Genomic DNA, 10,020 nt, shown 5'->3' with positions numbered 1-10,020 from the left:
CGCGCGCTAGACTGCCGCCCTCTCATGCCTCCATCCGGATCCGACCGATGTTCCTGCGCGCCAACCGCGTTGCCGTCCCCCGCGACCTGACCCGCGTCACCACCTACGACCCGCGCCGCGAGACCGCGCCGACCGAGGTCGGCCTCAAGGCCAATGCCACCGACCGCATCTGGAAGGCCGTCGAGGCGATGTACCGCAGCGGCCTGCACCCGGGCATCGCGCTGACGGTGCGCCGTCACGGCAAGGTGATCCTCGACCGCGCGATCGGCCACGCGCGCGGCAACGCCCCGGGCGAGGACGAGCATGACCCGCAACTGCTGACGCCGGACACGCCGGTCTGCCTGTTCTCGGCGTCCAAGGCCGTCAGCGCGATACTGATCCACAAGCTCGCCGAGCAGGGCAGGCTGAGCCTGGACGATCGCGTCGCTGATTACCTGCCCGAGTACGGCAACCACGGCAAGGAGAACACGACGCTGCGCCAGCTGCTCGCGCACCGCGGCGGCATTCCAGAGGTGCCGCTGAAGCACGTCGATCCGATGCTGCTCAACGACTACGACATCATCCTGAAGCTGCTCTGCGCAGCGCGGCCCAACGCCGCGCACGGCCGCCAGCAGTCTTACCACGCCGTCACTGCCGGCTACATCGCCGGTGAAGTCGCGCAGCGCGTCAGCGGCCGTTCGCTGCCGGATCTGCTGCGCACCGAACTGGCCGAACCGCTGGGCTGCACCTATTTCCGCTACGGCCTCGCGCCCGAGCAGCGCGCCACCGCCGCCCTCAACGCCTTCACCGGCCCGCGCCTGCCGGCGCCGCTGGCCTACATCGCGCGCCGCGCGCTCTACGTCGATTTCGACGAACTCGCCGCGCTGTCGAACGATGAACGCTTCATGGACGCCGTCGTGCCGGCCGCGAACATCTACTCCACCGCCGACGAGTCCTGCCGCTTCTACCAGATGCTGCTCGACGGTGGCGTCTGGGAAGGCAAGCAGGTGTTCAAGCCGGAAACCATCGCCGAGGCCGTGCGCCCGGCCGGCCCGATCCAGCTCGACCGCACGCTGATGGTGCCGGTGCGTTTCTCACCGGCCTTCGTGCTCGGCGAAAAACCCTTCGGCCTCTACGGCGCCAACTGCCCCCACGCGTTCGGCCACCTCGGCTTCCTCAACATCGTCTGCTGGGCCGACCCGGATCGCGACATCTCCGTGGCGCTGCTCAACACCGGCAAGACCATCGCGCCGGACAGCCTGCTGGGGCTGGGGCGTGTCATTGCGACGATCGGGCGGGCATGTCCGCGGGTCAGGCAGTAGCGGGTTGTCCACGGCGAACGGCCCGGATTTTCCGGAGGCTCGTCCTCTTGAGAGGAATGAGCGATGCGGAAGTCACCGAAGTATTCACCTGAGGTTCGGGAGCGAGCGGTCTGGCCGCGCTGCCGCTGGCAGCGTGACTCAAGCCCAAGAGCCTCCGAGATTCTCGGGGCGGCTCGATCCCTGTCGCGTCGGTCGGTTACCCATTGCCGGGATGGCGCGCGCGGGCGGCGCGGCGTATTTTCTGCTTCGCCCGCCGCCGGTCAGGCGCGTGTCAATCGGGTCGGGTCGGCTGCGGCATCGGGCCGTGCGTCGGCGGCAGGTCGGCCGCGTTCGTACCATGGCTTGCTGGCGTTGACGATCTTCACCACCGACAGCATCACCGGCACTTCGATCAGCACGCCGACGACGGTGGCCAGCGCCGCGCCGGAGTCGAAGCCGAACAGGCTGATCGCGGCCGCCACGGCCAGCTCGAAGAAGTTGCTGGCACCGATCAGGGCCGACGGGCCGGCGACGCAGTGCGCCTCGCCGCTGGCACGGTTGAGCAGGTAGGCCAGCCCGGAGTTGAAATAGACCTGGATCAGGATCGGCACCGCGAGCAGGCCGATCACCAGCGGCTGCTTGAGGATCTGCTCGCCCTGGAAGCCGAACAGCAGCACCAGCGTCGTCAGCAGCGCGAGCAGCGATAGCGGCTGCAGCACCTTCAGGCTCCCGGCCAGCGCGGCTTCGCCGCCGCGGGCGAGCAGGGCACGCCGCAGCACCTGCGCGAAAATCACCGGGGCGACGATGTAGAGCGCCACCGACAGCATGAGGGTGTCCCAGGGCACGGTGATCGCCGACAGGCCGAGCAGCAGGCCGACGATCGGCGCGAACGCGAACACCATGATCGTGTCGTTGAGCGCGACCTGGGTGAGCGTGAAATGCGGTTCGCCCTTCGACAGGTTGCTCCACACGAACACCATTGCCGTGCACGGCGCCGCCGCCAGCAGGATCAGGCCGGCGATGTACGACGGGATCTGCTCGGCCGGCAGGAAGGGCTTGAACAGGTAGCCGATGAACAGCCAGCCGAGCGCCGCCATCGAGAACGGCTTGACCGCCCAGTTGATGAACAGGGTCACGCCGATGCCGCGCCAGTGCTCGCGCACGCGGTGCAGGGCACCGAAGTCGATCTTCACCAGCATCGGAATGATCATCAGCCAGATCAGCGCCGCGACCGGCAGGTTCACCCTGGCGATCTCGGCCGTGCCGATCGCATGGAAGACGCCGGGCAGGCTGTGTCCCAGGACGATGCCGACGACGATGCAGGCGGCGACCCAGAGGGTCAGATAACGTTCGAAGACGGACATGGAAGGCTTCCGTGTGCAGTGCCGGAGCCACCGGCCCCGCGGCGAGGGTTACGGCTGGGGCTCAGCGCTGTCCGATCTGATGCGCGCGCTGCTGCAGCGCCATGCGATCCAGCTTGTCGAAGGGCAGCTCGGCGAACAGCTCGATGCGCGTGCGCATCGCGCGCAGCGTGTCGCGGAACGCCTTGCGCCGCGTCGCGATGTCGCCTTCGACCGCGGCGGGATCGGGCAGGCCCCAGTGCGCGGTGACGGGATGGCCGGGCCAGATCGGGCAGGTTTCGTTGGCGGCGTTGTCGCAGACGGTGAACACGAAATCCATCTGCGGTGCGTCGGCCGCGCCGAACTCGTCCCAGGACTTGCTGCGCAGCTCGGCGGTCGGGATGCCCAGATCGGCGAGCGTCTCCAGCGCCAGCGGATGCACCTGGCCCTTGGGCTGGCTGCCGGCACTGTAGGCGGTGAACTTGCCCTTGGTTCCGGGCAGGTGATTCATCAACGCCTCGGCCAGGATCGAGCGCGCCGAGTTGCCGGTGCACAGGAACAGCACGTTGTACTTGCGATGGGACATCGGGAGACTCCTATTGCTCCAGTGTGGCCGCGGCAGCGGCCGAAGTGATGCCGCAGGGCTCGCCGCCGCAGCAGTTCTCGGTGAGGTAGGCGACCAGCTCGTTCATGGCCTTGAAGTCGGCGCTGTAATGGACGAAACGCCCGTCCTGGCGCGCCCTGAGCAGGCCGGCGTGCGTCAGCTCCTTGAGATGGAACGACAGCGTGGCGGGCGCGATCTTCAGCTTCGTGCCGATGTCGCCCGCGCACAGGCCCTCGGGCCCGCGGCGCACCAGCAGGCGGAACACCGCCAGCCGCGAGGCGTGCGCGAGCGCGGTGAGCCGCAGGATCGCCGTTTCGGATTTCATATTTCGAATAATATCGAAATGATCATGACGGCGCCACCGGGTCGTGCCGGACGCTGCCATGCGGCGCAGGTGCAGCGGCGGGTGACGAGCGCGCGACACCGACTGACCCAGATCAACGACGGTTGCGGCGGCGCGCGCTGAGATGGTGACAACGTCCTGCCCGGTGAGGCGAATATGAAAGCCAATGTCGGATCGGTGGATCGGATCGTGCGCGCGGTGGCCGGCGTGGCCCTGATCGCCTGGGCGCTGCTCGGCGGGCCGCTGTGGGCCTGGATCGGCGTCGTGCCGCTCGCCACGGCGGTGTTCCGCTTCTGCCCGGCGTACACGCTGTTCGGCTTCAGCAGCTGTCCGATGGACGAGGGCAAGTCCTAGCGAGCCCGGTGCAGCCCAGCGGCGCGGTCTGCGCGCCGGCGCTGCGTTGCGGTGCCGCGCTAGAGACGGAAGTCGAAGTCCGCTTCCGGCTTGCGACCGCAGATGATGTCGGCGACGGCTTGGCCGGAGCCGCAGGCGTGGGTCCAGCCGAGCGTGCCGTGGCCGGTGTTGAGGAACAGCCCCCGCAGGTGGCTGCGGCCGATGCAGGGCAGGTTCGACGGCGTGGCCGGGCGCAAGCCGCACCAGTAGCTGGCCTGCGTGACATCCCCGGCGCCGGGGAACAGTTCCTGTGCGCGCCGCAGCAGCAGGGCGCAGCGCGCGGGATCGAGCGCGCGGCTCCAGTTGCCGACTTCCGCCATGCCGGCGACACGCAGCCGATCCCCCAGCCGCGAGAACACGATCTTGTGCTCGTCGTCGATCAGCGCCGTTTCGTAGGCGGCTTCGGCTGAGGCCACCGGCAGCGTCAGCGAGTAACCCTTGGCCGGCTGGATCGGCAGACGCAGGCCGAGTCGGCGCGCGATGCCGGCGCTGTGACTGCCCAGGGCGAGCACGTAGGCATCCGCTTGCAGGCGCTGGAAGCGGCCTTCGTCATCGATCAGCTCGGCGTGCGCGACGCGCCCGCCATCGGCATGTAGTGCCGTGATCCGGTGATTCATCAGGAAGCGTACCCCGGCCGCCGCGCAGCGCTGCGCCAGCTCGCGCGTGAAGATCTGCGCATCGCCGGATTCGTCACCCGGGGTGTAGGTTGCACCGCACAGCCGGTCGCGGATGTTGCGCAGGGCCGGCTCGATGCGGACCGCCTCGTCGGGGCCGAGGATGCGGCGCTCACAGCCGAGCGCGGTCATGACGCGCGCCGCTTCGACCGCCGCTTCGAACTCGCCGGCGTGGGTGTAGATGTGCAGGATGCCGCACGCGCGCTGCTGGTACCGCAGCCCGGTTTCGGCGCGCAGCGCCTGCAGCGCGGCGCGGCTGTACAGGCCCAGGTTCACGAGCTGGCGGACGTTGTGCCGGGTGCGCCCGGGCAGACATTCGCGCAGGAAGCGCAGGCCCCACCACCACAGCTGCGGATCGGCGCTCGGACACCAGCGGATCGGCGATTCGCCATGCAGCAGCCAGGCGAGGATCTTGCGCGGCGCGCGCGGATTCGCCCAGGGTTCGGCGTGGCTGACCGAGAGCTGGCCGCCGTTGGCGAAGCTCGTTTCCGCCGCGACCTGCGCCTGCCGGTCGACCACCGTGACCTCGCAGCCGAGCCGGCTCAGGTAATAGGCCGTGGTGACGCCGACGACGCCGGCGCCGAGCACGGCGACTTTCATCGGACCTGGCCCGCGCGGTTTGCCGGCGATAGCGGCCGACTATGGCGATTCGTCAAAGATTTCATTTTCGTTGCGTGACTGATTTCTCTAGCATTCTCGTGGCGCGGCAACGCCCCCCTCCCTCGCCGCGCTGCACTGGAACCGACGCCCCCACGCGGTTCCAGTCCCCTCGGCGGGCGGGCGGTCCACGACCGTCCGCCCCGCCGCTTGCCCGGATCAGGTTCCGGCATCCGCGCGCTGCAGCGCCTGTGCCTGTTCCGCGGCGTGTCTGGCGACCGAGCCGCGCAGCTGCTGGATATTCTCGCGCAGGATGTCGGCGACGAGTTCATCGGTGCGCGGGTCCTTGAGCACCTCCTCGACCACGCGCAGCCCGGCGTCGATCACCGACTGGACGATGTCGTCGTAGAACGGCAGCCGCGACAGGCGCCCGGTCTGCCGGTCCTGGCGCAGCTTCTCGAGGATCATCGCGCGCAGCTCAGTCTGGTTCTCGGCGAGCGCGCGCGAGATGTTGCGCGTGTACGTGCCCTTGGCGAGCACGGCCGAAACCTCGTCGAGCACCGCGACGGTCACCGCGCCGCTGATCGACTCGACGATGGTGTCGCGGAAGCGGTTGACCAACAGGTAGGTGAAGTCTTCGCCGAGCGCGCGGTCCGCCGCCGCGCCGAAGCGCCCCAGCAGTACGACGATGCGGATGATGCGGAACAGGCGGAAGCCGCGGATCGCGGGGTGCGCGACCGGGATCATGCCGAGGATCTCGTACCAGTTGCGCACCACGAAGTCTGCCTTCCAGTTCGCCGCACGCCAGCGCCAGACGAACTCCAGCGCGAAGATCGCACAGATCACCATGTCGGCGCGCAGGATGTCGGCGCGCTCGGCTTCGGTGACCGGCCCCCAGGATTCGTAGGCGAGCAGGCCGATCGACAGCAGCGCCAGCGCCAGCATGAGCCAGTCGATCGGATGGATCCGCTGCAGGCGGTGCAGGACGGTGGCGGCAGTCATAGGAAAAATATACCCGGTGTGCGGCATACCCCCTATCTAGGGGGAATCAATGCCGACTCGGTCGATGTAAGACTGCACCTACGCAATGACCGATATTGGCTGGATGTCTGGGGGTGGGGGACGGGTTGACGCAGACGGGCACCAGCCCGCGCATCAAGCCGTGTAGTGGGGGCGGCGTCCTCGGATGTCGTCATGTGGTGGTGGGTTCTCCGGCCGGGAAGGTTTGCGCGGAATCAGGCAGTCGGTTGCTGGGGGCGCCGCCTGCATCGCCCTCGTCCGGGTCCAGCCGATCGAGGCATTCCGCGCAAGCCGGTGGCAGCGTTTCGTGTCGAGGCGACGTCACCCCGGCCGGGGGTCTTTCGGCGGGACATCCGGTTTCATCTCAGTCGATCACCCCATCCCTGGATCGGCAGGCCTGTCCACTGCAGTGACGCCTAAGCAACGAGGCTGTGAACCAGGCCGACCAGCAGACTGGCGCCGATCAGCGGGATCACGCCGAGTCTGAAGCGGAACAGCGCGATGGCCGCAGCAGTGAAGATCAGCAAGGAGACGAAGTCCGGCGGCTGGCTCAATCCCCGTGGCCAGAACACGTGCCAGGCGAAGAACACGGCGAGGTTGACGATGACGCCGACGACCGCCGCGGTGATCGCGGTCAGCGGCGCGGTGTAGTGCAGCTTGCCGTGCGTGGTTTCGACCAGCGGCGCGCCGGCGAGGATGAAGACGAAGGACGGCAGGAAGGTGAAGAACGTGGCGACGCAGGCGCCGGCGATGCCGGCGAGCAGCGGCGCCTCGGTCACCGCCTGCGACACGCCGCCGAGGAAGCCGACGAAGGACACGATCATGATCAGCGGCCCCGGTGTCGATTCGCCGAGTGCCAGGCCGTCGATCATCTGCGGCGCGCTCAGCCAGGCGTGCTGTTCGACCGCGCCCTGGTAAACGTAGGGCAGCACGGCGTAGGCGCCGCCGAAGGTCAGCAACGCGGCCTTGGTGAAGAACCAGCCCATCTGCGTGAGCGCACCGTGCCAGCCGAAGGCATCGTACAGCGTCCATTCGACCAGTCCCCATAGCAGCAAGCCAGCTGCAGCGACGAGAGCCAGGTGTTTCGGCGAGAAGCGCGTGTGCGGCGCAAGCGGCGTGTCGTCGTCGATGACGGCCGGCCGGTGCGGTCCAGATTTCTGGCCGTGTCCGCCGCTGTTGGAAAAGAGCCTGGGCGCGACGCGGCCGCCGATCGCGCCGGTCAGACCCGCACCGAGCACGATGTATGGGAAAGAGACCGAGAGCGCGAAGATCGCGACGAAGGCCGCGGCGGCGATGGTCCACAGTGCGGGGTTCTTCAGCGTGCGACTGCCGATGCGGTGCGCCGCCTGCAGCACGATGGCGACGACCGCCGGCTTGATGCCGTAGAACGCGCCGGCGATCCACGGCACCGAGCCGTAGACGACGTAGATCCACGACAGCGCGATGAGCAGCAGCAGCGACGGCAGCGCGAACAGCGCGCCGGCGACGATGCCGCCCCAGGTCCGGTGCAGCAGCCAGCCGATGTAGGTGGCGAGCTGCTGCGCCTCGGGTCCCGGCAGCAGCATGCAGTAGTTGAGTGCGTGCAGGAACCGGCTTTCGGAGATCCAGCGCTTGCGGTCCACCAGGTCGGCGTGCATCAGCGCGATCTGGCCCGCGGGGCCGCCGAAGCTGATGCAGCCCAGCTTCAGCCAGTAGGCGCAGGCTTCGCGCCGGGACGGCACGGCGGGGCGGTCGGATGACGAGGTGTGCGGCGTTTCCAAGGCAAGCTCCTGCGGGATCGAAGACCCAAGTCAGGAGCAGAACTTGGACGCTCGCGCGTCTTGGAGGGGCGGGGAGTCTGCTCGCGTCCCCGCGTGCGTCCGGATTATAGAGGTGCGGCCGGCCGGGATGAACGGTGCATGCGCCGCGGCCGCGACTTCTCCGGTCTGCGCGGCGCTGCTCTGGCGGGTGTTCCGAACAGCGCGTGCTCCAGCTCGACCAGCGCCGTTTCGAGGTGGTCGAGCAGTCGCTGCACGCTCGGCAGCGTGCGGCGGCACGCGATCAGGCCGAAATCGACCGCATCGTGGCGGCTGATCAGCGTGATGTTGAGCGCCATCGTATCGACCACGACCGAGGCCGGGTACATGCCGTCGAGTTCGCAGCCCTGCCAGTACATCGGCTGGCGCGGGCCCGGCACGTGCGAGATCACCAGGTTGGCGACGAAATGCTTCGGATCGAGGCCGAGCAGCCAGGTCAGCGCGCCGGGCAGCAGCTGCGCGACGCTGTACGCCTGCAGCTGCGCCGGCGACATCTCGCGGAAGCGCGCCTTGTTGTAGTCCATGCAGCCCTTGACCAGCCGCAGGCGCTCGACCGGATCGGCGACGTTCGTGCCGAGATTGGCCAGTGCGAACGCGATCTCGTTGCCAGTGGTGCCGTCGTCCTGGCGCACGGATACCGGCACGATCGCCACCAGCGATTCGTCCGGCAGCGCGCCGAGGTCGGCGAGGTACCGTCGCAGCGCGCCGCCGCACATCGCCAGCGCCACGTCGTTGAGCGTACCGTCGATCTTCTGCGCGACCGCACGCATGCGCGCCGTCGGGTAGGACTGCGCGGCGAAGCGCCGCGACGCGGTGACGCTCTGGTTGAGGATGCAGCGCGGCGCCTGCACGCTGGTGGCGAGGTACGGGTGGTGGGCGCGGTAATCGTCCCAGGTATGGCGCAGCTGCCTGACGAAGGTCGGTGTGGCCTTGACCGCGTTGCGTGCGAGGCTCGCCAGCAGGCCCATCGGCCCGACCACTGCCGGCGCGGGCACCGCCAGCGTCGCGTCGGAGCGGCGCGTCTGGATTTCCCAGGGTGCGGGCATGGTCTTCGATTGCTCGCGGTCGGGCGACATCGACTTCATGAACAGGCGCAGCGCGGCGACGCCATCGACGACGGCGTGGTGGATCTTGAAATAGGCCGCGATGCGGCCGTCCTCCAGGCCTTCGATCAGGTACATCCGCCACAGTGGATAGGCGCGGTCGAGGTGCGCGCTGTGCACGCGCGACACCATCGCCAGCAGCTCGCGGATGCGCCCGGGCCTGGGCAGCGCCAGATGCACGAAGTGCTGGGCGAGGTCGAACTCCTGCTCGCTGTCCCAGAAGCCGAAGCCGAAGCGCGTATGTGGGCGCCGGTCGAACGGCGGGGCGACCCGCCGGGACTCGCGCAGGCGGTTGGCCAGTTGCGAGGCGAAATCCGGCGCTGCGTCGGCAGGCGGGCGGAACAGGATCAGACCGCCGACGTGCAGGGGCATGTGCCGTTGCTCGACGAGCAGGAAGGCGGAGTCGATCGGAGACAGTCGATGCACGTGCGGCTCCCCTTTCCACGGACGGTGTCGGTCGCGGTCCAGCCTGAGAGCTCCCGCCGAGCCCGTCAATACGTACAAGGCGCGACGATGGCGCGGCGATCAGGGCCGCTTCTGATCGAGGCGCGTCTGTGTCGGATTGACCAGGCCCAGGCTGTCCTGCGGGCGCGGGCGCTCGGGCAGGTGGGCGGCGATGAACAGGCTGCGGACGCCGCGCAGCACGCGCGCGACGGGGTCGTCCTGTTCGTCCGCATCCGCGCAGTCGCCGATGCAGGGCAGCTGGCCGGAATAGACCGCCTTCAGGCTGTCCAGTTCGGAGGGCTGGCCCTCGACGATCACCGGGTCGAGCTGTTCGGGTTCATCGGTCTGTGCCGACGCGAAGGCCGGAACCGACAACGAGGCTGCAACGAGCAAGCGCCGTCCGATCATCGTCGAGCCCTCCTGTGT

Annotated in this window: 10 protein-coding genes; 2 read left to right on the top strand and 8 right to left on the bottom strand. The window is 68.7% G+C overall.

Going from position 1 to position 10,020, the window contains the following annotated elements; genetic code table 11:
* The first annotated feature begins 47 nt into the window (after positions 1–47).
* Positions 48–1,301, top strand: a complete 1,254-nt coding sequence (locus AAG565_RS04040) for a serine hydrolase domain-containing protein (RefSeq protein ID WP_348818267.1) — start codon at positions 48–50, stop codon at positions 1,299–1,301.
* 260 nt (positions 1,302–1,561) lie between these two features.
* Here the strand turns inward: AAG565_RS04040 and arsB are convergent, their stop codons facing one another.
* The 3 genes from arsB to AAG565_RS04025 all read right to left on the bottom strand — a co-directional run bounded on the left by arsB (position 1,562) and on the right by AAG565_RS04025 (position 3,549).
* Positions 1,562–2,644, bottom strand: a complete 1,083-nt coding sequence (arsB, locus tag AAG565_RS04035; RefSeq protein WP_348818266.1) for an ACR3 family arsenite efflux transporter — start codon at positions 2,642–2,644, stop codon at positions 1,562–1,564.
* Positions 2,645–2,705: 61 nt separating this feature from the next.
* Positions 2,706–3,206, bottom strand: coding sequence for an arsenate reductase ArsC (locus tag AAG565_RS04030; protein WP_348818265.1), 501 nt, complete (start codon positions 3,204–3,206; stop codon positions 2,706–2,708).
* A gap of 10 nt (positions 3,207–3,216) precedes the next feature.
* Entirely contained in the window at positions 3,217–3,549 is a 333-nt protein-coding gene (locus tag AAG565_RS04025) for a metalloregulator ArsR/SmtB family transcription factor (RefSeq protein ID WP_348818264.1), read from the bottom strand.
* A gap of 174 nt (positions 3,550–3,723) precedes the next feature.
* On the opposite strand from AAG565_RS04025, the gene AAG565_RS04020 reads away from it, so the two are divergent.
* Positions 3,724–3,921: a DUF2892 domain-containing protein gene (locus AAG565_RS04020; RefSeq protein ID WP_348818263.1), complete on the top strand. Its 198-nt coding sequence runs from the start codon at positions 3,724–3,726 to the stop codon at positions 3,919–3,921.
* Positions 3,922–3,980: 59 nt separating this feature from the next.
* Here AAG565_RS04020 and AAG565_RS04015 read toward each other — a convergent pair whose 3' ends face one another.
* From AAG565_RS04015 to AAG565_RS03995, 5 genes are all read right to left on the bottom strand, one after another.
* Entirely contained in the window at positions 3,981–5,264 is a 1,284-nt protein-coding gene (locus AAG565_RS04015) for a D-amino acid dehydrogenase (protein ID WP_348818400.1), read from the bottom strand.
* A 186-nt stretch (positions 5,265–5,450) separates the two neighbouring features.
* Positions 5,451–6,233 (bottom strand): ion transporter, encoded by a 783-nt coding sequence (locus tag AAG565_RS04010; RefSeq protein WP_348818262.1) that lies wholly within the window; start codon positions 6,231–6,233, stop codon positions 5,451–5,453.
* A 434-nt stretch (positions 6,234–6,667) separates the two neighbouring features.
* Positions 6,668–8,011 (bottom strand): chromate efflux transporter, encoded by a 1,344-nt coding sequence (gene chrA, locus AAG565_RS04005; protein ID WP_348818261.1) that lies wholly within the window; start codon positions 8,009–8,011, stop codon positions 6,668–6,670.
* A gap of 104 nt (positions 8,012–8,115) precedes the next feature.
* Positions 8,116–9,576, bottom strand: coding sequence for a wax ester/triacylglycerol synthase family O-acyltransferase (locus AAG565_RS04000; RefSeq protein WP_348818260.1), 1,461 nt, complete (start codon positions 9,574–9,576; stop codon positions 8,116–8,118).
* A 99-nt stretch (positions 9,577–9,675) separates the two neighbouring features.
* Complete coding sequence (locus AAG565_RS03995) at positions 9,676–10,002, bottom strand: hypothetical protein (RefSeq protein WP_348818259.1); 327 nt, start codon at positions 10,000–10,002, stop codon at positions 9,676–9,678.
* Positions 10,003–10,020 lie beyond the last annotated feature (18 nt).

The organism is Fontimonas sp. SYSU GA230001, from assembly GCF_040066175.1.
GTDB lineage: Bacteria > Pseudomonadota > Gammaproteobacteria > Nevskiales > Nevskiaceae > Solimonas.
Note: the sequence above shows the minus strand (reverse complement) of the source record. Positions and strands in the feature narration are given on the sequence as shown.

Coding starts and splice junctions, on each gene's coding strand:
- AAG565_RS04040 (WP_348818267.1), top strand. CDS start 48: ATGTTCCTGCGCGCCAACCGCGTTGCCGTCCCCCGCGACCTGACCCGC.
- arsB (WP_348818266.1), bottom strand. CDS start 2,644: ATGTCCGTCTTCGAACGTTATCTGACCCTCTGGGTCGCCGCCTGCATC.
- AAG565_RS04030 (WP_348818265.1), bottom strand. CDS start 3,206: ATGTCCCATCGCAAGTACAACGTGCTGTTCCTGTGCACCGGCAACTCG.
- AAG565_RS04025 (WP_348818264.1), bottom strand. CDS start 3,549: ATGAAATCCGAAACGGCGATCCTGCGGCTCACCGCGCTCGCGCACGCC.
- AAG565_RS04020 (WP_348818263.1), top strand. CDS start 3,724: ATGAAAGCCAATGTCGGATCGGTGGATCGGATCGTGCGCGCGGTGGCC.
- AAG565_RS04010 (WP_348818262.1), bottom strand. CDS start 6,233: ATGACTGCCGCCACCGTCCTGCACCGCCTGCAGCGGATCCATCCGATC.
- AAG565_RS03995 (WP_348818259.1), bottom strand. CDS start 10,002: ATGATCGGACGGCGCTTGCTCGTTGCAGCCTCGTTGTCGGTTCCGGCC.